This window comes from Streptomyces sp. Tek67B01 (assembly GCF_055231995.1).
The window spans coordinates 6,630,813-6,655,568 of the sequence record NZ_JBUYUY010000001.1 but is presented as its reverse complement, the minus strand read 5'-3'; the positions used below and the strand labels follow the sequence as shown (position 1 = coordinate 6,655,568).

18 protein-coding genes are annotated in these 24,756 nt (G+C 70.3%); 7 read left to right on the top strand and 11 right to left on the bottom strand.

The window, feature by feature from the left end; all coding sequences use genetic code 11:
• Window positions 1-105: 105 nt before the first annotated feature.
• A complete protein-coding gene (locus tag ACV7NM_RS30220; RefSeq protein ID WP_463413281.1) occupies window positions 106-1,866 on the bottom strand; it encodes a DUF6777 domain-containing protein in 1,761 nt (586 codons plus the stop codon).
• A gap of 1,018 nt (window positions 1,867-2,884) precedes the next feature.
• On the opposite strand from ACV7NM_RS30220, the gene ACV7NM_RS30215 reads away from it, so the two are divergent.
• The 3 genes from ACV7NM_RS30215 to ACV7NM_RS30205 all read left to right on the top strand — a co-directional run bounded on the left by ACV7NM_RS30215 (window position 2,885) and on the right by ACV7NM_RS30205 (window position 6,402).
• Entirely contained in the window at window positions 2,885-3,232 is a 348-nt protein-coding gene (locus ACV7NM_RS30215; protein ID WP_463413280.1) for a hypothetical protein, read from the top strand.
• A gap of 314 nt (window positions 3,233-3,546) precedes the next feature.
• Complete coding sequence (locus ACV7NM_RS30210; RefSeq protein ID WP_463413279.1) at window positions 3,547-5,988, top strand: SpoIIE family protein phosphatase; 2,442 nt, start codon at window positions 3,547-3,549, stop codon at window positions 5,986-5,988.
• A gap of 183 nt (window positions 5,989-6,171) precedes the next feature.
• The gene (locus ACV7NM_RS30205) at window positions 6,172-6,402 is read left to right on the top strand and encodes a response regulator transcription factor (RefSeq protein WP_463413278.1); all 231 of its coding nucleotides are present in this window, start codon (window positions 6,172-6,174) and stop codon (window positions 6,400-6,402) included.
• A 107-nt stretch (window positions 6,403-6,509) separates the two neighbouring features.
• On the opposite strand, the gene ACV7NM_RS30200 is transcribed toward ACV7NM_RS30205, so the two are convergent.
• The 9 genes from ACV7NM_RS30200 to ACV7NM_RS30160 form a co-directional block, all read right to left on the bottom strand.
• Window positions 6,510-7,526, bottom strand: a complete 1,017-nt coding sequence (locus ACV7NM_RS30200) for a serine/threonine-protein kinase (RefSeq protein ID WP_463413277.1) — start codon at window positions 7,524-7,526, stop codon at window positions 6,510-6,512.
• A 274-nt stretch (window positions 7,527-7,800) separates the two neighbouring features.
• Complete coding sequence (locus ACV7NM_RS30195; RefSeq protein WP_463413276.1) at window positions 7,801-8,400, bottom strand: hypothetical protein; 600 nt, start codon at window positions 8,398-8,400, stop codon at window positions 7,801-7,803.
• A gap of 160 nt (window positions 8,401-8,560) precedes the next feature.
• Window positions 8,561-9,040, bottom strand: a complete 480-nt coding sequence (locus ACV7NM_RS30190; RefSeq protein ID WP_463413275.1) for a hypothetical protein — start codon at window positions 9,038-9,040, stop codon at window positions 8,561-8,563.
• A gap of 163 nt (window positions 9,041-9,203) precedes the next feature.
• The gene (locus ACV7NM_RS30185) at window positions 9,204-9,800 is read right to left on the bottom strand and encodes a hypothetical protein (protein ID WP_463413274.1); all 597 of its coding nucleotides are present in this window, start codon (window positions 9,798-9,800) and stop codon (window positions 9,204-9,206) included.
• Window positions 9,801-10,045: 245 nt separating this feature from the next.
• The gene (locus ACV7NM_RS30180) at window positions 10,046-12,706 is read right to left on the bottom strand and encodes an acyl-CoA reductase (protein WP_463413273.1); all 2,661 of its coding nucleotides are present in this window, start codon (window positions 12,704-12,706) and stop codon (window positions 10,046-10,048) included.
• The gene (locus ACV7NM_RS30175; protein ID WP_463413272.1) at window positions 12,703-13,851 is read right to left on the bottom strand and encodes a LuxE/PaaK family acyltransferase; all 1,149 of its coding nucleotides are present in this window, start codon (window positions 13,849-13,851) and stop codon (window positions 12,703-12,705) included. Before ACV7NM_RS30175 ends, ACV7NM_RS30180 begins: the two co-directional genes overlap by 4 nt.
• Complete coding sequence (locus ACV7NM_RS30170; RefSeq protein ID WP_463413271.1) at window positions 13,848-14,993, bottom strand: GNAT family N-acetyltransferase; 1,146 nt, start codon at window positions 14,991-14,993, stop codon at window positions 13,848-13,850. The genes ACV7NM_RS30175 and ACV7NM_RS30170 overlap by 4 nt, the downstream gene beginning before the upstream one ends.
• Complete coding sequence (locus ACV7NM_RS30165) at window positions 14,990-16,330, bottom strand: MFS transporter (protein WP_463413270.1); 1,341 nt, start codon at window positions 16,328-16,330, stop codon at window positions 14,990-14,992. Before ACV7NM_RS30165 ends, ACV7NM_RS30170 begins: the two co-directional genes overlap by 4 nt.
• On the bottom strand, window positions 16,327-17,634 hold the full coding sequence (locus tag ACV7NM_RS30160; protein WP_463413269.1) for a phenylacetate--CoA ligase family protein: 1,308 nt from the start codon (window positions 17,632-17,634) through the stop codon (window positions 16,327-16,329). The genes ACV7NM_RS30165 and ACV7NM_RS30160 overlap by 4 nt, the downstream gene beginning before the upstream one ends.
• A gap of 571 nt (window positions 17,635-18,205) precedes the next feature.
• Between ACV7NM_RS30160 and ACV7NM_RS30155 the strand changes: the two genes are divergently transcribed.
• A complete protein-coding gene (locus tag ACV7NM_RS30155) occupies window positions 18,206-20,320 on the top strand; it encodes a SpoIIE family protein phosphatase (RefSeq protein WP_463413268.1) in 2,115 nt (704 codons plus the stop codon).
• A gap of 177 nt (window positions 20,321-20,497) precedes the next feature.
• Here the strand turns inward: ACV7NM_RS30155 and ACV7NM_RS30150 are convergent, their stop codons facing one another.
• Window positions 20,498-20,653, bottom strand: a complete 156-nt coding sequence (locus tag ACV7NM_RS30150; protein WP_168713964.1) for a DUF6131 family protein — start codon at window positions 20,651-20,653, stop codon at window positions 20,498-20,500.
• Window positions 20,654-21,011: 358 nt separating this feature from the next.
• Between ACV7NM_RS30150 and rph the strand changes: the two genes are divergently transcribed.
• From rph to ACV7NM_RS30135, 3 genes are all read left to right on the top strand, one after another.
• Window positions 21,012-23,606 (top strand): rifamycin-inactivating phosphotransferase, encoded by a 2,595-nt coding sequence (rph, locus tag ACV7NM_RS30145; protein ID WP_463413267.1) that lies wholly within the window; start codon window positions 21,012-21,014, stop codon window positions 23,604-23,606.
• Between the two features lie 124 nt (window positions 23,607-23,730).
• Window positions 23,731-23,904, top strand: coding sequence for a CsbD family protein (locus ACV7NM_RS30140; RefSeq protein ID WP_463413266.1), 174 nt, complete (start codon window positions 23,731-23,733; stop codon window positions 23,902-23,904).
• Window positions 23,905-24,054: 150 nt separating this feature from the next.
• Window positions 24,055-24,750, top strand: a complete 696-nt coding sequence (locus ACV7NM_RS30135; protein ID WP_463413265.1) for a hypothetical protein — start codon at window positions 24,055-24,057, stop codon at window positions 24,748-24,750.
• Window positions 24,751-24,756 lie beyond the last annotated feature (6 nt).

The window sequence follows — 24,756 nt, the reverse complement described above, 5'->3', positions numbered from 1 at the left end:
ACCGTCCGTCGCTGCCATCGGCCCCAGCCCTTCCTCCGCCATCGGGCCCGACCGGGGATCTCCCCAGTCGGGCGTCTCCATCCCCGGGCATCGGGAATCTCAGGATCAGCCGGACGGCTGCTCTTGGCCGGGCTGGCCGCCGGTCTTCTGCCCTGGGCCCTGATCCGGCTGATCGCCCTGACCTTGACCCGGGTTCTGGTTCTTGTCAGGAACTTTGTTCTGGTCCTTGCCGGGCTGCTGGTTCTTGTCCGGCGTGTTCCCCTGGTCCTGACCCGGATTCTGGCTCTTGTCAGGGACCTTGTTCTGATCCTTGCCGGGCTGCTGGTTCTTGTCCGGCGTGTTCCCCTGGTCCTGACCCGGATTCTGGCTCTTGTCAGGGACCTTGTTCTGATCCTTGCCGGGCTGCTGGTTCTTGTCCGGCGTGTTCCCCTGGTCCTGACCCGGATTCTGGCTCTTGTCAGGGACCTTGTTCTGATCCTTGCCGGGCTGCTGGTTCTTGTCCGGCGTGTTCCCCTGGTCCTGACCCGGATTCTGGCTCTTGTCAGGGACCTTGTTCTGATCCTTGCCGGGCTGCTGGTTCTTGTCCGGCGTGTTCCCCTGGTCCTGACCCGGATTCTGATTCTTGTCAGGGACCTTGTTCTGATCCTTGCCGGGCTGCTGGTTCTTGTCCGGCGTGTTCCCCTGGTCCTGACCCGGATTCTGATTCTTGTCAGGGACCTTGTTCTGATCCTTGCCGGGCTGCTGGTTCTTGTCCGGCGTGTTCCCCTGGTCCTGACCCGGATTCTGGCTCTTGTCAGGGACCTTGTTCTGATCCTTGCCGGGCTGCTGGTTCTTGTCCGGCGTGTTCCCCTGATCCTGACCCGGATTCTGGCTCTTGTCAGGGACCTTGTTCTGATCCTTGCCGGGCTGCTGGTTCTTGTCCGGCGTGTTCCCCTGATCCTGACCCGGATTCTGGCTCTTGTCAGGGACCTTGTTCTGATCCTTGCCGGGCTGCTGGTTCTTGTCCGGCGTATTCCCCTGGTCCTTGTTCGGCTCCTTGCTCGGGCTCTTGTCCTGGTGCGTGTCCGGGGGCTTCACCCCTGGTTCCTGCTGAGGCGCGGGAAGGACCGGATACGGCGAGTCGGGCTTTTGGCCGCTGGGGGCAGGAATCTCGTGGTCATGCCTGCCCCGCACGTCGCCGCTCGGGCGCTCGTACCAACCCTTGTGATTCTGATCGAACATCGTGACGGCCTTCACCGGCTTCTCGGCAGGCTTGACCGCAACGAGATCGGATGACCTGAAGGACGACCACTGTTTGCCGCTGTACGTCTGCGCGCCTTTGACGGCGATGGGCGGAGCCAGGGGGTTGCCGCAGGCGCAGCGGACGCGAGGTACGCCGTGGTTGTCGACCAGGACGGGCGTGCCCGCCTGAAGGACCGCCTGGTAACTGGTGGTCGCGCCGTTCCTGTACCCGTGATTGGTGACCCGGGTGTCCCAACTGAGCCGAACGGGCGTCAGTGACCGCAGGTAGGAGGGGACCCCCGACTCCTGGACGTGCAGGGGTTCGGCGAAGGCCTTCCGCTTGTCCGTGTGTTTTGTGAGGAACTGAATCTGCTTCTCGACATCGCAGCTCGCGACGTTCCGCGTACCTCCGTACAGTCCCGGCTGCGCGCCATCGACCTCAAGGGTGCGCGCACCACTCGGGCCCGTCTTCGACGCGTTGGCCATGGCGGGCGTGACTGCGGTTTGCTCGGACGCCGTGGCAGTCGAGGGAGTGAACGGATCGAGACCGGCCGCCGAAGTGGCCTGGAGGAAGACCTCGCCGCCGCTTGCCTTGTTCCCGCCCATGACGGTGAAGCCGAGGACCACCGCCGTCGCGATGCCCACTGCCGCGCCGGCGCCCAGCACCGTTCTGCGCGACCGCCACCCGTGAGCCGCCCCTCCGCTGCGCCGGCCCGGGTCGTCCGGCTCGCCCCCGCCGGCCCGCGAGGCGGGGGGCCCTGACGGCGGCGGTGGCCCGGCTGGTGGCGGAAGGCCGGGCGGGGACGACTGCTCATCCGTCGGCCGAGCGGACAACGGACCGGACGGGGGGCCGGTGGGGCGCTCGGACGGAGGAGGTAGGGAGGTCACGACACTCTCCCCTCGTCGTGGGACATCGGGGAAACGATGGTTATCCGCATTGCCTACTCCTCTGGCCATTATCGCTCCACGTCCCGGAGACGTGAATCATGAAAGTGCCGCTCTCGCAAAAAAACGTGAAGACGGAGCCGGGCGGCCCCGTCCCATCACGAGCTGACGCGGATGGGCCACTCGCTGCGGTGGCCCACGTCTTGAGTAAGCCCTTGGCCTCGGGTCGCGTCATGGCGCGACTTTTCGGGACTTGACAGGGGCCGGCGGCCACCCGAGGAAAGGGGGCCTGGGCAAGTACAGGCGCGTCCAGCCCCGGCCGGAAGCGGCAGGGACGGAAGGGGACGAGGACGAAGCGGGACGGGGAAGAGAGGGTGGGGAGGCCGCGACGTCCCCGGCGCCGCCCTGGGCCGGCCCGGCGCGCTCCGACGCCGTGCCCCAGTACCGGCCCACGGCGCCCGCTTCCGACCGGCCTGTGGTCGGCATGGTCCGAACGGATATCCATGCCGGTCCGCCGCTCAAGGGTTCGGCCGCCCGTCCGCCGCGCTTCACGCCGCTTTTACCTGCGTCTCCTGACCGCGTCAAGTCCCGAGTCCTCGGAACATGACCCTGCCCGGCGGCGCGGGCTTACTTGAAGCACGGACCTCGCCGGAAAGGCGAAAGGGCGGAACGGTAAGACGGAATTCCTTTCCGAGAACGTTCCTTCTCATCGAATCGGCGCCCTTGAGACGGTCCACCGGTTCACTCAGATATCGGCACACTCATCGTAGGAGAAATCATGACCAGCAACGCTCACACCAATGACACGACCCGTCCCAACCGTCGGGGCTCGCGCCTCGCGATGATTCTGGTCTCGGGCGCCCTGTTGTCCGGTGCCGCCATCCTCCCGGCCTCGGCGGCGACGGTCTCCGCCTTGCCCGCCACACCGGTGGCGAGCGTCGTCCAGAGCCACGACTGGAATCACGACCACCACGACAGGCACCACCACGACCACGACTACTACTACGACTGCTATTACGACCATCACCACTACAACCACCACGACTACTACTACTGCGACCACGACCACGACTACGACCACCACCACCACCACTACGACCACGACCACGACCACAACCACCACTGACAAGCGCGACAGGTGACGGCACGGCGCCCGCTCCACCCGGAGCGGGCGCCGTGGGCGATACCGCCATACAGACCTGCGGGTCGGGCTCGCCCGGGAGGGAGCCCGACCCGCACGCGCGGGATCAGCCGGCAGCCCGGTTCACCGGCCGCCATGCCGACCCCGGCACCCCTCGTGACCGTACGTTCCGACCCCGGCCACCCTCGTCACCGCGCTGCGTTGGTGCTCGTCGCCCCGCCGGATGATGCTTGTCAGTGGAGCCCGTGCAGGTTCCCGCGTGACGGCGGGCAGGACTAGCGACGGCGAGATGAGCGACGATGGAGCGACTTCCCACCTCTCCCGGAGAGCACCCGGAGAAGGCGGACGCCTCCCCCGAGCCGACATACTCGGCGACGGCCAGCATCAACGACCAGGGCACGGTCACCGAGTGGAGCGAAGGCGCCAGTCGCCTGCTCGGTTACGCCCCCTCCGAGGTCGTGGGCCTGCCCGCCGCCCGCCTGCTCGCCGGCGGCGCCGCCGATACGTCGTGGCGGATCCCGCCCGGGCAGGAACGCTGGAGCGGCACCGTGGCGCTGCGGCACCGTAACGGCCTACGCCTGGAACGGGCAGTGCTCGCCCACCGCTGGACATCGACCGGCGGGACCACCAAGTGGTCCGTGGTGTCCGCCGTGGCGACGACATCCCGCACGCCGACGGACGATGCGTTGAACGAATGGGCTTTCACCCAGTCCCCCTGCCTCCTGGCGATCTTCGATGCGGAACTGCGGCTGGTACGGGCGAACGCCGGCATGGAGCGCGCGCTTTCCCTCACGGAGGCCGAGATGCGCGGGCTGCGCCTGCCCGAGATCGCGCCGGATCCGGTGAGCGACGACACCGAGCGCAGTATGCGACTGACGTTGGAGACGGGTGAACCGCAGTACGTGCACGCCTTCGTGCGATCCCCGGGCGCGGGCACGGAGAAGCGCGGCTGGGCCACCTCCCTGGCCCCGTTGCGGGATTCGGACGGCCGGATCGTCGCCGTGTACCTGGCCGCGCACGACCGGATCGCCATCGAGGCCGATCGTCAGGAAATGCTCCTGCCCGAACACGCGGAGCCCGTCATCGGCACCACCCTCGACAGCGCCCGCACCGCGCAGGAACTGGCGGACATCGCCGTTCCCCGGCTCGCCGACTTCGCGGTCGTCGACCTGCTGGAGCCGCCCCCTCGTGGGGACGACCCGTCTTCCCGCCCGGCGGCAGGGCCCGTCGCCGCGCGCCGTACCGCCGCGCGCTCGATCCTCGCGGGAAACACGGAAGTCGAGGTGGGGGTCGGGGAGACGACCGTCTATCCCCCGCTGTCACCTCCCGTTGAGTGTCTGGCCGCGGGCCGAGGCGCCGTCTACGGGAGGGCCGACCCGGGCATCGCCCGGTGGGTGGCCCAGGACGTGGGAGCCGCCCGGATCAGCGGAGACGGCACCCACTCGATGATGGTCCTGCCGCTGCATGCCGACGGCATCACGTTCGGCTTGGCCTTCTTCAGCCGTCACCAACACCGGGAGCCGTTCCAGCCGGAAGACCTGTGGCTGGCCGAGGAACTGACGACCAGAGCGGCCGCCGGCATCCACAGGGCACGCAGGTACACCCGGGAGCACACCACCACGATGACGCTGCAGCGCAGCCTGCTCCCGCACACGATGCCGACGCAGGCCGCACTCGAGATCGCCTCGCGCTATCTGCCCGCCGGCACCGGGGCGGGCGTGGGCGGCGACTGGTTCGACGTGATCCCGCTGTCCGGCGCGCGGGTGGCCTTGGTCGTCGGCGACGTCGTCGGCCACGGCATCCGTGCCACCGCCACGATGGGCCGGTTGCGCACCGCGGTACGGACCCTGGCCGATGTCGACCTGCCCCCCGACGAGCTGCTCACTTACCTTGACGACCTCATCATCCACCTTTCCGCCGACGAGGCCGACCAGGACGCCTCGGCGGAGGCCTCCGGGGGTATCGGCACCACCTGCCTGTACGTGGTCTACGACCCGGTCACCCGCCGTTGCACCGTCGCCCGGGCCGGCCATCCCCCGCCCGTCGTGGTCTCGCCGGAAGGCTCCGTCTACCTCCTCGACGTGCCCGCCGGCCCGCCGCTGGGCCTGGGGGGCCTGCCCTTCGAGGCCGCAGAGGTCGAGCTTGCGGAAGGCAGCGTCCTCACCCTGTACACCGACGGACTGCTTCGGGCCCGCGACCACGACATCGACGACGCCCTGGACAACATGTTCGAGGCCCTCATCCGACCCGCCTCCACGCTGGAAACGGTCTGCGACCGCGTCCTGACGGCCATGTTGACCCATCCGCCCGAGGATGACGTGGCCCTGCTCGTCGCCCGCACCCGAGCCCTCCATGCCGACCAGGTCGTCGTCTGGGACCTGGCCTCCGACCCCTCTGTCGTCGCCCAGGCCCGCCGGTACGCAAACGAACAGTTGACGGCTTGGGGGCTGGAGGAGGCCGGCTTCGTCACCGAGCTCGTGGTCAGTGAACTCGTCACCAACGCCATCCGCTACGGCGAGCCGCCGATCCAGCTGCGGCTGATCCACGAGAGCGAGAACAGCACTCTGATCTGCGAAGTCTCCGACGCGAGCAGCACTGCGCCCCACATGCGGCGGGCCCGGATCTTCGACGAGGGAGGGCGGGGCCTGCTCCTGGTCGCCCAGCTCGCCCAGCGCTGGGGCACCCGGCACGCCCCCATCGGCAAGACCATCTGGGCCGAGCAGTCCCTCGTCGGGTTCTGAGGACAGCTGAGGACACACCGCACAGGTGTCCCCTGTGACACGCCTGTGACAGTCGACGGACACGGTGATGACGTCGCGCGAACAAGCTTTTCAGTAGGGACAAACAGTGACATTCACCTATATGTCCCCTGCTTCCGAGGGCGCGAGCAGCGATGACCGACCCGATCCGTCGGAGGAAATCCCATGAGCCTCACACTCGCCACTCCGCAGACCCACACCGCTGTACCTACGCTGGCCCCCCGGGAGCAGGAAGCGCTGCGGCACATCGCCGCCGGGCGCACCTACCTCCAGACGGCCCGCCACATGGGGCTCTCCAAGCACACGGTCGACGCGTACCTCCGCCGCATCCGAGCCAAGCTGGGCATCACCAGCACGGCGGAAATGACCCGACTGGCCATCTCCCTGGGTCTGTGACCCCCCGGCCTCCCGAGTAACGATCGCCGGCCGGCGACGCCGCGCCCGCAGGGAAGTCCCCGCCCACCCGTATCCGGGTGGGCGGGGACTTCCCTGCGGGCGCGGAACTACGCCATGCCCGGAAGGCAGCGGAAGACCGGCCGCGCCCAGCGGGGTGGCTGCGGCGGCGGCGTGTTCACCGCCGTCGCGGGAGGGCGGGCCTCCGTCGGGGACGACACCTCGGCACCCTTGCCGGCGCCGACCACCGTCGCGGCACGCAGGGCCGCCATGAATTCCAGGCAAGTGCCGTAACGGTCCTCGGGGATCTTCGCCAGGGCCTTCGCCATGACGTCATCGGCGGCGGGCCCGATCCCCGGCCGCCTTTCGGTCAGGGCGGGGGGCGCGTCGTACTGGTGTGCCCAGAGCAGCGCCAGTACGTCGTCGTCACGCTCGAAGGGCGGGCCGCCGGCGAGGGATTCGTAGACGACGCAGGCGAGGCTGTAGAGATCGCACCTGCCTTCCACCGGCCGGCCGGAGATCTGTTCCGGCGCCATGTAGTCGACGGTGCCGACGAACTCGCCCGCGGTGGTGAACCCCGTGAGGGCCAGTGACCTCTTCGTCAGCCCGAAATCCGTGAGGTAGACGTGCTCGGGATGGTCGCTGTCGGTGCCCGTGGTGACCAGGATGTTTCCGGGCTTGACGTCGCGGTGCACCAGGTCGTGCTCGTGGGCCGCGTCGAGGGCGGATGCCACCTGGGTGCCGATGCGCAGGGCGGTCGCGACGGGGAGCGGGCCGTCCCGGTCCAGCAGGGCCCTCAGGTCCAGGCCGGCCACGTAGCGCATGGCGATGTAGAGGACGCCGTCGGTTTCACCGGCCTCGTAGATCGGGACGATGTGGGGGTGGTCGATCTGCGCCGCCACCCTCGATTCGTGGGTGAAGCGGCGCCGGAACGTGTCGTCACGGGCGCGTTCCGGGGCGATCAGCTTGAGCGCGACCGTCCGGTCCAGGCGCAGGTCCTTCGCGCAGTAGACGACGGCCATGCCACCGCGGCCGATCATGCTGTCGACGCGGTAGCCCGCGATCTGCTTGCCGATCAGACCGGATGCTCGATCCGTGTACACGCTCAGGTCGGATCTCGAACTCATCGGGCGCCCCCGTCCCCCGACCGGACCGGCGAGCCCCGGCGAGGCCCGGCGCCGCCGCGGTGCCCGTGGGTGAAGGTGTCGATCATGCCGACCCCGTCCTCGATGGTCCGTGACCGGTCTTCGCACGCGTACTCCGCATCGCGCCGCCGGACACGAGCGTCGCCCGCCGCGGACGACGCTGCCTACCCGAAGTCTATCCAGTGATCCACACGTGTGCCGGGCGACAGGGGCCTCGGGTCGTCGTCCCACAGACAGCCCCGGGCCCCCACGGTCGTCAGCCGGCGCCGCCGTTGCCGCCGCGGCCGCCCTGTCCGCTGGTCTCGCAACCGGTTCCGACGCAGATACCGCCGTTGCCGCCCCGGCCGCCGTCGCCGCCGTCACCACCGGGGGGCGCGGCCCCGCCGTTGCCGCCGTTGCCGCCGTTGCCGCTGCCGTTGCAGACCCCGGCGCAGATACCGCCCTTGCCGCCGTTCGTGCCGTTGCCGCCCGGACCGCCCTCGGTGCCGTCGCCGCCGTTGGCGCTGCCGTTGCACAGCCCGGCGCAGATACCGCCGCTGCCGCCCTTGGTGCCGTTGACCGATCCCGTGCAGTTGCCCGCGCATATCCGATCACCGACGCGGACACTGCCGTTTCCCACCTTGACGTTGCCGTTGCCCAGTTTGACGTTGCCGAGCACCGAGCCGCCGGCCCCCAACCGGCCCGCGCCCGGGCGACTTGCACCGTTGCCGAACGGCGAGCCGAGGGAGTGGCCCACGGACGCCGAGACCGGCTGGTACGTCGGCGCGGCCGTGGCCGCCGGCGCCATCGCACCGGCACCTACCAGGGTCGAGGAGATGACGAGACCGAGACGGAACTTCCAAGAACGCACACGCATGACATTCACCCTTGTCGTAGACATCGCTTTTCCGTGACGCGATTCCGCTCGCTCGCTGCCCGCGCCTTCTTACAAGACGAGGCCGACGGTTGAATCCGCCGGCCTCGTTTCTTCCCCGAGACTTCCCTCCCCTGGTTCAGCACCTTCGTCCCGTGCGGGTTCAGGAGGGGAAATCTCCTCCCATCAGGGCGAACCAGTCGCCGTCGAGGTAGTCCTGCTTCCAGGTGTCGAGCTGGTCGTGCGAGATGTCGTACTTCTTGGCGATCTTGTCCTTCGTCGCGTCCGAGTCGTCGGCGACGAGCACCATCACGATGTACACCTTGTCCACCACCGTCAGCTTCGACTTCGGCTTGTCGGGCAGGTCGTCGAACCGGAGGCAACCGGAACGACCGGGCTTGCCGGGCTGACCGGGCTGACCGGGCTGACCGCCCTCGCCACCCTTTCCGCCCTCACCGCCTTCCCCGCCCGCCCCGCCCTTGCCGAAAGCGGCACAGGGCTTCGGGTGGTCGGCGACGGCCTTGGAGCTGATGCCGGCCCGCATGTGGGGCTCGGACGCTTGCGCGGCGCACGCCGTGCCGGTGAAGAGAGCCAGCGAGGCCGCCGCCAGGATGAGCGGACGCTGCCAGGTACTTCTGAACATGGGGTTCTCCGTTTCCGTCCGCACGGGTACTCGCTTGCGGGCGCTGCGTCCCGGGTGTCGCCGGACTGGCGGTCGGGACCGATCAGGGATGGGGAGGGATGAGAGGAGGGTGTCGGGGGGGGGGAGGCCTCTGGGGCCTCCACCCCACTGGGAACGGACCGGCTCAGAAGATGCTGCGTCCTCCGGCGCCACCGCCGCCGCCGAGGCCACCGAAGATGCCGCCGTGGCCACCCTTGCCGCCCTTGCCGCCGCTGCCGCCCTGGAAGACGCCGTCGCCGCCCTTGCCGCCCTTGCCGCCGTTGCCGCCGACCAGGACGCCGTCGCCGCCGCCACCGCCGCCACCGGCGTTGCCGCCGAACAGGCCGCCGCCGCCGTCCCCGCCCTTGCCGCCGTTGCCGCCGATCACGCCGTCGCCGCCGCCACCGCCGCCGCCACCGCCTCCACCGGAGAGGACACCGGTCCCGCCCTTGCCACCGTTGCCGCCGTTACCACCGGTGCCCAGGACGCTGCCGCCCCCGGAGCCGCCGGAGCCGCCACCGCCGCCGATGAGGCCGCCCCCGCCGTCACCACCGTCCCCGCCGGCGCCGCCACCCGTGTGGAAGGCCGTCACCACGTGGGCGGGCACCGGAGCGGCGACCGCGGCGGACGCCGGGAGGGCGATCCCTCCTGTGATCACGGCGGCCGAGGCGACCAGTGTCGCGAGGCGGAAACCGCGACGGTTGGGACGGGCGACGTTGTTGGTGCGAATCTTGCGGTTCATGACTTTCTCCTACTTGTCCTGAAGGGATTGACCGCCCCGGGTTTCCGGAACGAATGCGGTGACTTTGGTGGAGAAGGAAATCCTCTGCGAGGTATTTCTTTTCTTCGGTCTTGCCTCGTTTCCTTCTCGGTGAGGCCCGCACCACAAGTAAGCGTCGACCGGCACACCCCGGTCACGTTCCGGAAAGTCGGGACTTGACAGGCCCCCCGGCACCCTCTAAAAGCGCCCGAATGGCAGACGGCGGCCTAGCGGCGCCTGTCCACCACCGCGAGGAGCTTGCCGCTGGTCGGGCTGCGGTCCAGCGAGGCACCGTCGACCGCCTCGACCGCCAGGTCCAGCAGCCCCTCCGTCACCGCCGAGCGGAGCTCCGGGTAGCCGGCCAGGAACGTCCCCCGCAGCCGCTCCGGGTCCGTCGCTCCGCCGCGCTCCACCCTTACGGTCAGCCGCTCGCGCGTCTCCGTGGCGTCGAGCCGTATCTGCAGCTCGCCGCGGTGACCCCCGTCCTCGGCCAGATCCAGGAAACGGCGGTGATTGAGGAAGTACGTCGCCACCCGCATCACGTCACCGGTGCGCCCCCTCAGCTCGAAGCGCGGCGCGTGCCGGCCGCAGGCGCAGCGGCCGGCGACCTGACGGCCGAGGTCACCGATCACGTACCGGCCCAGGTGCTGGCCTCGTCGTGCGTGCGTGGTGAAGACCAGCCGACCCGTCTCGCCCGGGGCCACCGGCCGGTCCTCGGTCAGGTCCAGGATCTCCATCGTGTGGAGGTCGGCGTGGAGGTGGTGGACGCCGCCGGAGCTCTCGGCGCACTGGTAGCCCAGCGGCCCGAGGTCGGTGCTGCCGTAGGTGATCGAGCGCACGACCTCGATGCCGAACGTGGCCTTCAGGGTGCGTTGTTGCTCCTGCGTGAAGTGCTCCCCGCCGTAGAAGATCTTGCGGAGGCCTCCGTACGCGCGCAGCGCGTCGGCCTCGGCGTGGAGCAGTTGCCAGAGGTAGGAGGGCATTCCGAAGAGGGTGTCGGCCCCGTGGTCGATGAGGGCCCGGGCCGTCGCCCGGTGGTCCGGCCCCGCGGACAGCGGCAGCTGTACGCCGCCGAGCCGCTCCAGCACTGAGAAGAAGCTGATGAAGCTGCCGTACATCGAGCCGCAGTAGAAGAGGTTGGCCGTGCGGTCCCCGACCGGGTCGTAGCCCGCGGCGAGCAGGCCGCGGGCGGCGGCGTGCATCTGCGTGTCGTAGTCGTCGTAGCTGAAGATCGACAGCGCCGGTGCGCCGGTGCTGCCGCCGCTGCGGAAGTACAGCTCGGCATCGTCCCGCGTGACCTGCCGGTTTCGTTCCTGCACCTCCTCCTTGCCCAGCAGCGGGCCTGAGGGCCGCGGCAGGTCCACGGGCCCGGCCAGGTCGTCCAGGCAGGCGGTGGTGGCGAAACGGGCCCGGTCGGCCTGGACGGCGACGCGACGGCTGTAGCGCTGGAGCGCGTAGACGCCGTCGTGCGGCTCGCCCGCGTAGCTGTCCAGCATGGCGCCGACCGGCGTGACACGGGTCGCACCGGCGGCCAGGAGGGTACGGGAGAGCTCGGCGATCTCGGTCCGGCTTCCGGCCAAGCCCGCCGTCTGCAGGTAGCGGCGCATCGGGCGCAGGGTGGTGATCAGCGACCTTCGGGCCAGGGGCTTGACCCACACACTGCGGTGCAGCGGCGAGGCGGTGAGCGGGGACCGGGTGTCCGCCATGACGCGCCACGAACCGTCGGGCGCGGCGAACACCCGCGTCAGGCCCAGGTGTTCCTCCAGCCGGGCCACCAGCTCGGTGGTGGTCAGTTCGGCCTCCTCCGCGGGATCGGGCCCGTTCGTGGAAGCGGGGAGGGCGGCCGGCGGCCGGCCCGCGAGGACGGCGGCGAAACGTTCGGCGAAGGCGAAGACCTCGCCCTCGTCCTCGGTGTCGAGGTACACCACCTGAGGGCTGGAACACGCCTGCTGCTCGTGGAGGCAGACGTCGTGCGCGAGTGCGTCGAGCGTGCCCGCGTCCGACCAGGCGTCGCCGGTCAGGTAGGCGAAGGAGATCCGGTGGCCCCATTCCACCAGCCGGCAGCCGGCCGGAACGTGGGCCCTGACACCCTCGACGGCGCCTTCCCCGCCCCATACGGCGACGGCGTCCGCGGGTGCGCACATCAGCCGCAGCCATTCCTGCCGGGAGGACGGGAAGCGCAGGACGATGATCCGCGCGGCCAGCGCACCGCTGGGGTCCAGGGCGGCGAGTTCGGCCATCACGTGCCGGCTCAGGAGGGTGTCGCCGCTGCTGGTCTTGAGGATGTTGACGTTTCCGGCGAGCAGTCCCTCGACGAGGCTGAGCGGCGCGACCAAAGGGGCGTTGCCCGGGGCGATGTGGGCGACCAGGCCCACGGGCGCCCATGCCTCGTAGACCGTCTCGCGCGGATCGGGCCGGTTCAGCCGGCCGGGAGTCGCGCTGCCGAGTTCCCGGCGCAGTTTGCGGGTCAGCTCCCGCCGGCCGAGGAGGCGGCCGAGCTCGTCCAGGACGGCCGGGTCCTCCCCGTCGGGCAGGTGCGCGGCGAGCCGGGCGCGTACGGGGTGCACGGGATCGCGCAAGGCCGTGGCGAGAGCGTCGCAGGCGGCCAGCACGGTCTCGGTCTCCAGCGCCGTGGCCAGCGCGGTCTCGACGGTGGCCGGCAGGTCGGCGAGCCGGCGCCCCGCCTCCTCGTCTCCGATGAAGGCGCCCTGCCAGTAGTGGTGCGCGAGCCGGCCGCCGCGCCCGTCGTAAGGGGCCACGACCCCGGGCCGGCTTTCCGTCTCGGTGTCGGTCTCGGTCACCGTCTCGGTTTCGGTCTCGGTCTCGGTCTCGGTCATCACGATCTCGGACACCGTTTCGGCCTCCGTCTCGATCACGTTCTCGGTCACGCCATTCCCTTCATCAGTTCTGCCGCGGCCACCGCGCAGCTGCGGTTGCGGCTCACTCCGGCACGGCCGTGGACGGTGAACCACGGGGTCCCCACATCGCACCCGCAGGCCTCGCCCGGCCGGAGTGAAGCGAGGTCACCCATGACCACGCTCTGCGCCGGTACCGAGGTGATGTAGGGGGAGGCCAGGTGCAGGTAGCCCGGCTCCCCGTAGGGCAGAGGTTCGAGCGTGCGGGTGGAGCGGATCGTCACCCGGGACCAGACGGGCGCGTGCAGCCGGTGGTGATCGCACTCGACGTACGGGATGCAGTGCTCCACCGACCCGAAGGTGTCCCGGATCCGCTCCCCCGGGATGCCGAGCTGCTCGGTGACGCGGGCGTACAGCTCCTCCTTGCCGATGCGCCGGTCGGCATGCCCCTTCCAGCCGCCGCCGAGGACGACGAGGGAACCCGCGGGCAGGCGCAGCGGGGGCAGCCCCATGGCCCGCATCCGTTCCAAGGTGAAGAAGAGGAAGGCCGGGAAGCCGAGGATGCGGACCGGGGCTTCCTCCCGTTCGAAGCGGCGCAGCGCGGCGACGCATCCGAAGGGGTCGAACTCGTGGTCGCCGCCGGTGTGGCGCAGCGCGTACTCGACGCTGCGCGCCGGGGCGAAGTCGCACAGGTAGTTGTCGGTGAAGGCGGTCCCGAGGTTCAGCGAGGGGGACGGCTCGTAGCTGTACAGCAGGTAGTTGACTTCCTGGTCGGGCGTGAGCCAGCCGTTGCGCTCGAAGATCCTTGCGACCATGCGTTGGGCGGAGCGGATCGTCCAGTTGTCGAAGAACATCTGCGACTTCTGACCGGTGGTACCGGAGGACGTCAGGTGCAGCTCCACCTCCTCGCGCGCGACGGAGAGCACCTCGTGCCGCTTGAAGAAGTTCGCGTGGACGAGCGGCGCGCGGTACGGCTCGGCGGGCGAAGTGGCCTGGTGGACGGAACGGAAGAACGAGGAGCGCTCGGTGTGCCAGGCGTTGATCTCCGCCATGGCCACGGCGAACAGTTCGTCCTCCGCAGGGCCACAGGCGTACGGGTCGGTCAGGTCGCACAGTTGTTGTACGTGTGGCAGGAGGGCCGGATCGGGTACGGAGATCGGCGCGAGATGTGGGTTCATGAGGCAACCTCGGGTGATGTGGGCAGGTGGGTCGACGCCCAGGCCGACGCGTAGCAGTCCAGGTAGGGCTGCAGGGACGGTTCGACGACGACGCCGCGGAAGTCGATCCGCTCGCTGGAACGGGACAGGACGGCGTAGTCGTGGAAGCCGTCACCGTCCGCGCGCATCGCCGGGTAGAGGGCCCCGGCGACGAAGCCCTGGGCCAGGAACGTCGAGAGGGCCTCGTGGTGGGCGAGCGGAACCAGGGCCTCGACGTAACCGGCGCCGGCGCGGGCGAGGGCCCGGGTGACCGGTTCGAGGTACGCGGCCGCGGCGGCCGGGTCCGGGTGGGCGGTCAGCAGCGAGCAGTAACCACCGGCGCGGTTGAGGTAGGCGTAGACCTCGAACCGGCCGTCTTCGGGGGTGAGCAGCACGTTCGGGGTGTGCAGCGGGTAGAACCAGCCCTGGGTGTCGGGGAACCGCTCGCGGAAGCGGCGGCGGACGAAGGACGGCGCCTCGATCATCTCCAGCCCCTCGACGGCCTCGGGCGGCGCGGCCGCTGCCGGGAGCGGGCCGGCGGCCCGTACGCCGGGGTAGCCGATGCCGAGCGCGGCCTCGACGGTGCGCAGCAACGGCAGCATCGGGGAGGGGACTTCGGCGACGGGGACGCGGCGATCGAGCACGCCGACGGAGTGACGCGCGTAGAGCGCGAGGCTTTCGCGGCTGCGGAGATCGACGGCGTTGGGCAGGATGCCGAGGGGGCGGAAGCCGTTGCGCGCGACGACCCGCTGCGGGCCGGTGCCGACGGTGCGTACGGTCGCGTACACCGAGTCCAATCGGCCCGTGTCCAGCATTCCGGCGCACAGTGCCTCGGTGAGGGCGGCTGCCAGGCCCGCCGAGCGGTGCGCGGGGTGTACCGCGATGCCCTCCAGACGGCCGATGCGACTGCCCGCCTCACCGTGGATGGCGGCGGACGCCGTCAGCGCCCCGCTGTCGCGGCAGCGACCGACGAGCCACAGGGAGTGCGGGTCCTCGATGAGCCGGGCCATCTCGGCCGGGTCGGTTCCGAGGGCCACGGGGTAGTGCGGCCCGTAGACGGCGTAGTAGAGCTGGCGCAGTTCCGCGATGTCCGCACAGGCGGCCGCGGTGATGAGGGGCTTCACCGCTTGCCCGCCGATGTACGGGGGCCGCCGAGCAGGGCCAGCGCGCAGGCGGCGGGAAGCAGGCCCACGCCCTGCGCCAAGCACAGCGTCCGGGGCGAGAGGAAATCGCCCGCGAAGCCGAACACCAGGGACGCGACCGGCAAGGAGGCACCCAACACGGCCTGCATCACGGCGAAGAACCCGGGCTTGTCCGCCGTCGGTACCAGCCGCTGGAAGAGGGCCACGAAGCGAACGCTGACGGCCCCCGCACACCAACCGGTCACCCCCAGGCAGCCCGCGATGACCAGGCGGCCGGCGACCAGCCCGGGCAGCGCCAGGGCGAGGGCCATCAGGCCCAGGCAGTAGGCGCCGGCGACCGTGGGACGCCCCGGCACTCGGGTGCCGGTGAAGGCGCCGATCAGCGCGCCGGTGCCGAGGGAGGCCTCCAGCAGTGCCACGGTGGCGCCACCGCCCGCCAGGACCGAGCGGGTGTAGAGGGGGATGACGACGAACACGGCGGTGGTGAAGAGGTTCGCCGCGGTGAAGCAGAACAGGATTCCCCGTACGTAGGGCAGTTCGCCGAGAATGCGGCGGAGCGAGCGCCGCTGGGGCGCGACCTCCTCGGCGAACTCGGCGGTCCCGGCGAACTCGGCCATCTCGGCGGTCCCGGCGGTCTCCGTGGTCGTGCTGGTCCCGGCGGCAGCGGCCGCGCGAAAGCGGGCACTCGCGACGAGGACGGCAGCGCCGAGGTAGGCGGCCGCACAACCGGCGGCCAGGGCGGCCACCCCGGCACGGTCGACGATCAGGGCGCCGAGCAGGGCTCCGCCGAGGCCGGCCAGGGACTGGGTGGACAGCTCGAAGCCGGTGGCGGTCTCGATGTCGCCGTCGTCGACGAGTTCGGGCACGGAGGTGGTCAGACAGGGGTCGAAGAACGCCTGGCAGGTGGCCAGGGCGAGAGCTGCGGCGTACACGGCGACCAGCGGCAGGTGCTCGCCCTGTGCACACAGGGCCAAAGCGCCCGCCACGGCGCCGGCCAGGGCGGCGGCGGTCCGCAGGACCGAACGGTGCGCGAAGCGGCCGACGGTCGCGGCCACTACGGGAGCCAGCGCTACGGCGGGCAGCGTGCAGGCCGCCATGAACATCCCGGAGGCCAGACCCCGGGCGTCCCGCACGGCGTAGGCGACGAGCCACCACGACACGCCGACCTGGAACATGCGCACGGCGGCCTGGGTGAGGACCTGGCCCAGCCACACGGCGCCGAAGGCGCGATTGCGCAGGATCAGCGGAACGCGCCGACCCGCCGCGCCGGCCGCGCCGTCGTCTTGGGTCTCACTCGCGGTCACGGATGTGGTGGTCATGCGGTCGGCCTCTCGTCGAGGACGCGGACGAGCTTGCCCGAGCGCGGGTTGACGGCGAGGTCGCGGTGGCACGCCCATTCGACCGACATCGGGTGCACGAACCCGGCGCGCACGCTGTCCGGGTACAGCGGCCGTACGGTCTCCAGCTCGGCGACGACGGCCTCGGCCAACGCCTCCCGTCGAGCGGCGACGTCGGCGGCGCCACCGGGGGCGGTCTCACCGGCTGCCGCGTCACCGGGGGCCGTCGCCAGTCGCAGGACGAGGCCGTCACGGCCGTCCCAGCGGCGGACGACGAGCTGCATGCCGACCACCTGCCCCGCGGTGTCGGCCGTGGCCACGGCGTCCTGGGCGTCCTGGGTGTAGAGGGACACGGGGCCCACCCGTACGCCTTCCTCGGCGCGACCGAGGATGCGGAAGTGTCCGGGCCCGGTGCCGGTCCACTCGGCCCGATCGCCGGCGGGATAGCGGATGATCGGCATGAGGCGGCGGAACAGGCTGGTGACGACGACCCGGCCGGGCCGCCCCGGTTCGGTGATGGGCTCGTCGGTGGAGTCGTCGAGGATCTCGACGACCGAGTACGGGGTGAAGGCCCGGTGCACCCGGGTGTCGGAGCCGGGTACGGGGCGGCCGAGGAGACCGGCGTCGACGCTCGCGTATCCGACGGAACGGACCTCGGCGCGCGGGAACGCGGTGGCCAGCAGGCGCCGCTGATCGTCGAAGAGGGCCTCGCCGCCGAAGAGCAGCAACTCCACCGCCTCCAGTCGGGCACCCGAGGAGATGGCCTGTTCGGCGATCCGGCACAGGGTGGTGGATGTGCCGGCCAGCACCTGGGCGGCGAGGTCGCGCAGCGTGGGGAGCGTCGACTCCAGGGGCGCGCCGCCGCCGATGGGCAGGCGGACGTTGTCCACGGGCGCGTGGGCGAGCGAGTCGAGGACGAAGAGGAAGCTGGCGTACAGCTCCCCCGCGTAGAAGAGGTCGGCGACGCGGTGCCCCGGGCGCAGGCCCGCGTCCACGAGTCCTTGGCCGAAGGACGTGACGAACGTGCGCCACTCGTCGCGGGTGTAGACGGAGAACTTCGGCGATCCGGTGGTACCGCCGGTCTTGTAGACCGTGGCCTCGCTGAGCGGTCCGGTCAGCACTCGGCTGTCGGGAAGCGTGTTGGCTTCCCAGAACTCCCGTTGGTCGACCACCGGCAGGTCGGTGAGGCGGTCGACGTGCGGCGGCAGGGAGGCGTAAAGCCCCCGGTAGAACGACGAGTTGTGGCGGGCGAAACGTATGAGGTCCGAAATTTGCTGGGCGGGCATGGGCCTTTGCCTTGTGACGGGAATGGGAGTGAAGGAGGCACCGCAGGGTCGCGACGAGGGAGCGAAGGCTCACCTGCGTGATCAACCGGTGCGAACGGGGGCCCCCGGCGCCCCGTCTCCTCGACGCACGCCGAGAACTGACGTGCAGTCACGATGATGAAACATCAGTGCCCTTGTCACCAAATCGGCCAAGGACTTCCGGCCATGGCGGCCATAATCGCCATTATTTCGCGCCGCCTCCCACGCGCCGGGTACGAGCCGGGAACAGCGGCGCCGCACCTTCGGCCCGGCCACCGTCGTCGGCGCTCGCCCGAACGCCGTGGTGTCCTGGCCCGTCAAGGCGCGCTGCGGAGCGAGCCGGGAGACGATGGACAGGTGGACGAAGTGTGCTTGCGGACCGCCGTCACGGGCGCGGGAAGCCGTGTGCGGCGTCCAAGCCGTTCACCGGTGACGCCGTACGCCGTCGCACAGCCGGCCCGCCCTCCGGCGGACGGTGCGACCCACGGACTTCGCGGGCTGCGACCCCGGCCACGTCGACGTGAGGTGGCTCGTCACCCGTGGGAGGCGTCGGATGCGTGAGCAGACGCCGATCGAGGAACTGGTCAGCGGCGCCGCCCAGGACGCCGGGGGCTGGGTGGGCGCGCTGCCGGTGGCACAGATGGCAACCGGCTCGGACGGCGCGGTCGTGCGGTGGAGCCACTCCGCACAGGAGCTGCTCGGTTACACACCGCCGGAGGTGGTGGGTCGCCACATCGCCGAACTGCTGCATCCCGGCGCGGACCGCGTTCTGGGCCGGGCGCTGTGGGAGACGGCCGCCACCGGCCACGGGGTGATGGGTACGGTCACGGCCTGGCACCGCGACGGGCATCCCCTCGAACTGGAGATCTGGGCTTCTCCGGTCCCCGACCGCCACCAGGGTGCCTCCGCGGTGCTGGTCTTCGCCGCGGACGCCCACGCCACACGCCGCATCCGCGGCTCGTCGGCAGTGTGGGACGGGCTGTTTTCCCGCTCCCCCGTCGGTATTGCCGTCTTCGACACGCAGCTGCGGTTCCTCCAGGTCAACGCGGCGCTCGAAGCCATGAACGGCCTGCCGGAGTCCTCCCATCTGGGCCGGCGCCTGGCCGAGGTGCTCCCCGAGGTGAACGCCGAGGAGATGGAGACGGCGATGCGGCAGGTGTTGCGTACCGGTGAGCCGGTGCTGGACCGGTACCGGATCGGTCGCACGCCCGCAGATCCGGGACACGACCGGATGTGGTCGTGCTCCTACACGCACGTGCAGGACCCCGGCGGCCGACCGATCGGCGTGATCGCCACGCTCGTCGACATCACCGTCCAGCGACGGGACCACCTCGAAGCCGAGGCCGGCCGGCGCCGACTGGCCCTGCTGAACGAGGCGAGCGCCCGCATCGGGGCGAGCCTCGACCTGGAGCGCACCGCCCAGGCGCTCGCCGACCTCGCCGTCCCGTACCTGGCCGACGCCGTCACCGTCGACATACTCGAAGCCCTCGCCCGGGGTGACGAACCGGGCCCGGGCCTGGCCGCGGGCGTTGAACTACGGCGCCTCGGCAAGGCGCCGCTGACCGGATCCGCCGTGACCCGCATCCTCGCGCCCCTCGGCAGAACCCTCTGCTTCCCCGCCGCCGCCCCCTACACCCAGGCCCTCGCGGCACGCCGGCCATTCATGATCGCCCACCTCGACGAGGGGTCCATCGCCCCGGCGGCCCGCTACTCCACCGTGCCCGCCCGGCTGCTCGCCGCCGGCGTGCACTCGTTCCTCATGGTCCCCCTCATCGCCCGCGACCTGGTTCTCGGTGTCGCCACGCTCTGCCGTACCCGACCTGGAAACCCGTTCGAATCGGAGGACGCCGCCCTCGCCGTCGAGCTCGCCACCCGGGCCGCAGTCGGCATCGACAACGCCCGTCTCTACCAGCACGAACACGAGACGGCGGTCGTCCTGCAACGCAGTATGCTGCCGCAGCACATCACCCCTCCGGCGGGAATCGAGATAGCGCACCGGTATCTGCCCGCCAGCGACGTGAACGAGGTCGGCGGGGACTGGTACGACGTCCTCTCCCTGCCCGGCGGCAAGGCGGCCCTGCTCATCGGGGACGTCATGGGCCACGGAATCGACGCGGCCGCCGTCATGGGACGCCTGTCGGCCAGCGTTCGTACCCTCGGCCGCCTCGACATGGCCCCCATCGAAATCCTGCACCAGCTGGAAGCGACACTGGCCGATCTCGCCGAGCCGATGCTGGCCACCTTCCTCTACGTCCTGTGCGATCCGGCGACCGGCCACTGCGACGTCACCCGCGCGGGCCATCCGCCTCCGGCGGTGGTCGAACCCGACGGCACCGCCTACCTGGTCGACACCCCGCCCGGCGTGCCGCTGGGCGTCGGCGGAGTCGACTTCACCACCACCCACCTCACCCTGCCCCGGGGCAGCGTGCTCGTCCTCTACACCGACGGACTGGTCGAGGCACGCGGCAGTGACCTCGACCAACGCCTCGACGATCTCGCCCGCCTGCTCACCGAGCCGCAGCAGTCGCTGGACCACCTGTGCGACTCGCTGATCACGCGCCTGGTGCCGGCATCCGCCGATGACGACATCGCCCTGCTCACCGCCCGTATCGGACCTCTTCCCGGCACGCCCCACGAGAGGCCCCTTCAGGTGGACGCCGGGCCTTGAGGTGGACGCCGGGCCGGGACGGCCGTCGATCATTGGAGGTGAGCAGGTCCCTGCTGCGTCACGGCGGCCGTCCCGGCTGTCCTGCGGATAACTCTGTCCTGCGGATACCTCTAGTGCCCTCGGCGAGGCTGGGGACGCGGTGGCACTGATGGCGGCAGGTTCGCGCTCACGCGCACATCAGTAGTAGTGCTTGCGGCCGCCGACGGCGTGCCCGACAGCGCCCAGGATCCAAAGGACGAGTCCGATGACGACGAGGACGATGCCGATCGTCCACAGAATGCTGATGCTCGTCAGGAAGCCGACGATGAGAAGAATGACGCCGAGGACGATCATGGTGTCCTCCCGTTTCGCGGGGTCAGGTTCAGTTCAGGAGTGCTCCCCCAGCCCAGTACTCCTCTTCCGCACTGCGCATACCCGGAGTCGGCATGATCACCCCTCCTGAAGCGCATCCGGAGCCCCGGCAACACAAAAGGCAGGGAGATCTCTCTCCCTGCCTCTCCTAACGTATAGCGCACCGGGGGGCTTGCGGCAAGACCCGGGTCTTGCCGCAGAATCGGCGACCGAGCCCACAACCAGCGAAAACGCGCGTCCACGCGTGTGTTCGCAGTCGACTTGTCCACGGAGTGGAGCTGCCGGTGAATCGATCGACCAGCGCGGTGCGACGGAGCACGGCTGTTCCGGAGGTATGGCAATGACCGAGCAGTACGTGTTGGATCTTCATGAGGTCGACGACGGCCAGGTCGCGACTGTCGGCGGCAAGGGGGCGAACCTGGGCCGGCTGGCCCGTATCGCGGGCCTCCGCGTGCCGGCCGGCTTCTGCGTGAGCACGGACGCCTTCCGGCGGGTCATGGCGCAGGCACCGTCGATCGACGATCGGCTCGATCAGCTGTCACGCCTGAGCGCGGACGACAGGGAGGGCATCCGGGCGCTCAGCTCGGAGATCCGCCGCACCATCGAGGAAATCGCCATCCCGGACGATCTCGCGGCGGAGATCACGCGCGCACTCGTCCGGAACGGCGAGTGCGCCGCCTACGCCGTCCGATCCAGCGCGACGGCAGAGGACCTGCCCACGGCCTCCTTCGCGGGCCAGCAGGACACGTACCTCAACGTCGTGGGGGCGACGGCGATCCTTCGGCACGTCAGTCGGTGCTGGGCCTCGCTGTTCACCGAACGGGCCGTCACCTACCGCCGGCGGAACGGCATCGACCACCGTGCGGTCCACATGGGGGTGGTCGTGCAGCAGATGGTCTTCGCCCGTGCTTCCGGCATCCTGTTCACGGCCGACCCGATGACGGGCAACCGGACGATCGCCACGGTGGACGCCGGTTTCGGCCTCGGTGAGGCGCTGGTCTCCGGCTTGGTGAACCCCGACGTCTTCAAGGTGCGGGACGGCGAAGTCGTCGCCGAGTCGATCGCCGCGAAGCGGCTCGCCGTTCAGGCCCTGCCGGGTGGCGGTACGCGGGAAGTGGCCATCGATCCGCAGCGGCAGGACCGGCCGGCGCTGACGAACGCGCAGGTCGTACGGCTCGTGCGGCTCGGGCGACGGATCGAGGCGCACTTCGGCCGCCCGCAGGACATCGAATGGTGCCTGGTCGGCGATGAGTTCCAGATCGTTCAGAGCCGACCGATCACGACGCTGTTCCCCGTCCCCGAGACGGAGGACGAGGAGAACCACGTCTACGTGTCCGTCGGTCATCAGCAGATGATGACCGACGCCATGAAGCCGCTCGGGCTCTCCATGTGGCGGCTGACGGCCATGGTGGCTATGCACGTCGCCGGCGGGAGACTGTTCGTCGACATCACGCCGCACTTGGCCTCCCCCACGAGCCGCGCCGGCATGCTGGAGATGGTGGGGAGGTCCGACCCTCTGACCAAAGACGCGCTGGAAACCATCCTGGACCGCGGCGATTTCGTCGTGTCACTGCCCGACGCGGGTCCCGGCGGGCCACCGGCCCGTGGCGTCCGCGCCCCGATCGAGACCGATCCGGCCATCGTCACCCGACTGATCGAGCGCAGCCGGGCGTCCGTCGACGTCCTGAGGCGCGACATCCGGACGAAGACCGGGCCGGACCTGTTCGACTTCCTGCTGGAGGCCTTCGAGGAGCACAAGCGAGTCCTCGGTGATCCGCTGAACCTTCAGGTGATCATGGCGGGGATGGAGGCCACGTGGTGGCTCAACGACAAGCTGCACGAGTGGCTGGGTGAGAAGAACGCAGCTGACACGCTCACGTTGTCCGCTCCCGGGAACATCACCTCGGAGATGGGACTGGCGCTGCTCGACGTCGCGGACGTGATCCGGCCGCACCCGCAGGTCATCGACTTCCTGCGGGGCGCCGACGACGAGGGCTTCCTGGACGAGCTGGCGAAAGTCACGGGTGGGGCCGAGGCGCGCGACGCCATCGAGGGCTATCTCGACCTCTACGGCATGCGTTGCGTCGGCGAGATCGACATCACCAGGCCGCGTTGGCGTGAGCGCCCCACCACGCTCGTACCCGTGATCCTCGACAACGTCAGGAACTTCGAGCCGGGGGCCGCCCGGCGGCGCTTCGAGCAAGGGCGCCAGAAGGCGCGGAGGAAGGAACAGGACGTGCTGTCACGACTGTGCGCCCTACCGGACGGGGAACAGAAGGCCGACGAGGCCAAGCGGATGATCGACCGGGTCCGGACCTTCATCGGGTACCGGGAGTACCCGAAGTACGACATCGTCAGCCGCTACTTCCTTTACAAGCAGGCCTTGTCGAGGGAGGCCGAGCGCCTCGTGCGGGCCGGTGTCCTGGCCGAGAAGGAGGACGTCTTCTACCTCACCTTCCAGGAGTTCCACGACGTCGCGCGCTCGAACCGGGTGGACGACCGGCTCATCCGGCAGCGCAAGGAGGATTTCCGGTCCTACCGCGCGCTCACACCTCCGAGGGTGCTGACATCGGACGGCGAGTGCGTCACCGGGGCGTACCGCCGCGAGGACGTGCCGGCCGGCGCGCTGGTCGGCCTGCCGGTCTCCACGGGGACCGTGGAGGGGCGGGCCCGCGTCATCCTCGACATGGCGGAGGCCGAACTGGAGGCGGGCGACATCCTGGTCACGGCCCACACGGACCCCAGCTGGTCGCCACTGTTCGTCGGGATCGCGGGCTTGGTGACGGAGGTGGGCGGCCTGATGACCCATGGCGCGGTGATCGCCAGGGAGTACGGCTTGCCTGCGGTTGTGGGTGTGGAGCAGGCTACCCGGCTGATCCGTGACGGGCAGCGCATCCGTCTGCACGGAACCGATGGGTACATCGAAATCCTGTGAGGGCCCGTTGGTGGTCGCCGTCGTGCCCGTCCCCGCAGCGGTCGGGTACTCAGGGCGTTTAGATCTCTCGGGGGCGAGCAGGAGGACGGTCACGACCAACCCGGTACTACACGAGGAGGTCCGCATGTCGGGCGAACAGAAGAGCAAGGCCCTTGCCGAGCAGGCCACCGGTAAGGCCAAGGAGGCCCTCGGCCGCATGACCGGCAACGAGCGCATGACCGCCGAGGGACGCGCCGATCACGCCAAGGGCGATGCCCGCCAGGCCAAGGAAAAGACCAAGGACGCCTTCCGTCACTAGGACGCCCAGGCCCCCGCTAGATCCCCCGACCTCTTCCCCCGGTCGGGGGATCTGCCGTGTCCGGACCGTCTCGCCTCCCCGCCGTCTCCGGCGAAGGCCGCCGGTCGCCGGTCGCCGGTCGCCGGTCGCCGGTCGCCATAGGATCGACAGATGATCAGACGGACCCCTGTGGCTCCCCGCTCCGTGTGCTTCGACGTGCCCGACGGACACGGCGTCATCGAGGTGACCGGGGACGAGGACGCCAGCCTGCTCCTGCTGGTGGGCGAGCCGGGGTTCATGGAGGCCAACGACGGTCGTGGCAGCGTGGGCTGGTTGGCGGCCCGCGCGGGCGGTGGCGGGCCCGGGCTTTCAGAGGTCAAGTACCTCACCGAGTGGCTCAGTGCCCCCGACCTGGTGCCCGATCCGCGTACCGGTCGGGTCGAGCCACCGGATCCGGCCTGTCTGCGGCCGCTGCTGTCCCTGCTGGCCCCCCGGCGGTACGTCATGACGGCCGCTGTCGCTCCGCACCATGTGCGGGTGGTCCACCCGCGCCCTCTCCAGGTCGAGCGCTGGTACGCCGACGAGGACCTCACACTCGTGACCACCGACGCGTGGCCGCCCCGCGACCACAGGGCCGTACGCCGCTACCGCGACCGCATCCGCGCCGGCGACGGCCAGCCGGCCCTGGTCGCGCTGTTCCCCACCGCCGAGAGCCGGGTGGGGTACCTCCTCGACGGTCACCACAAGCTCGCCGCGTACGAGCAGGCGGGGGTCCGTCCTCTGGTCATCGGGCTGACTCCACAAGAGCCCCGCCCCTTCCGGCGCGAGAACCTCGACCGCGCCCGGGCGGCGTTCCCCGGCCTGTAAGCCACG

Excerpts from the sequence above, each read along its gene's own strand:
- ACV7NM_RS30155 (WP_463413268.1), top strand. The coding sequence starts at position 18,206 with ATGCGTGAGCAGACGCCGATCGAGGAACTGGTCAGCGGCGCCGCCCAG.
- ACV7NM_RS30200 (WP_463413277.1), bottom strand. The coding sequence starts at position 7,526 with ATGAGTTCGAGATCCGACCTGAGCGTGTACACGGATCGAGCATCCGGT.
- ACV7NM_RS30215 (WP_463413280.1), top strand. The coding sequence starts at position 2,885 with ATGACCAGCAACGCTCACACCAATGACACGACCCGTCCCAACCGTCGG.
- ACV7NM_RS30175 (WP_463413272.1), bottom strand. The coding sequence starts at position 13,851 with ATGAACCCACATCTCGCGCCGATCTCCGTACCCGATCCGGCCCTCCTG.
- ACV7NM_RS30205 (WP_463413278.1), top strand. The coding sequence starts at position 6,172 with ATGAGCCTCACACTCGCCACTCCGCAGACCCACACCGCTGTACCTACG.
- ACV7NM_RS30210 (WP_463413279.1), top strand. The coding sequence starts at position 3,547 with ATGGAGCGACTTCCCACCTCTCCCGGAGAGCACCCGGAGAAGGCGGAC.
- rph (WP_463413267.1), top strand. The coding sequence starts at position 21,012 with ATGACCGAGCAGTACGTGTTGGATCTTCATGAGGTCGACGACGGCCAG.
- ACV7NM_RS30140 (WP_463413266.1), top strand. The coding sequence starts at position 23,731 with ATGTCGGGCGAACAGAAGAGCAAGGCCCTTGCCGAGCAGGCCACCGGT.
- ACV7NM_RS30190 (WP_463413275.1), bottom strand. The coding sequence starts at position 9,040 with ATGTTCAGAAGTACCTGGCAGCGTCCGCTCATCCTGGCGGCGGCCTCG.
- ACV7NM_RS30195 (WP_463413276.1), bottom strand. The coding sequence starts at position 8,400 with ATGCGTGTGCGTTCTTGGAAGTTCCGTCTCGGTCTCGTCATCTCCTCG.
- ACV7NM_RS30150 (WP_168713964.1), bottom strand. The coding sequence starts at position 20,653 with ATGATCGTCCTCGGCGTCATTCTTCTCATCGTCGGCTTCCTGACGAGC.
- ACV7NM_RS30160 (WP_463413269.1), bottom strand. The coding sequence starts at position 17,634 with ATGCCCGCCCAGCAAATTTCGGACCTCATACGTTTCGCCCGCCACAAC.
- ACV7NM_RS30165 (WP_463413270.1), bottom strand. The coding sequence starts at position 16,330 with ATGACCACCACATCCGTGACCGCGAGTGAGACCCAAGACGACGGCGCG.
- ACV7NM_RS30185 (WP_463413274.1), bottom strand. The coding sequence starts at position 9,800 with ATGAACCGCAAGATTCGCACCAACAACGTCGCCCGTCCCAACCGTCGC.
- ACV7NM_RS30135 (WP_463413265.1), top strand. The coding sequence starts at position 24,055 with ATGATCAGACGGACCCCTGTGGCTCCCCGCTCCGTGTGCTTCGACGTG.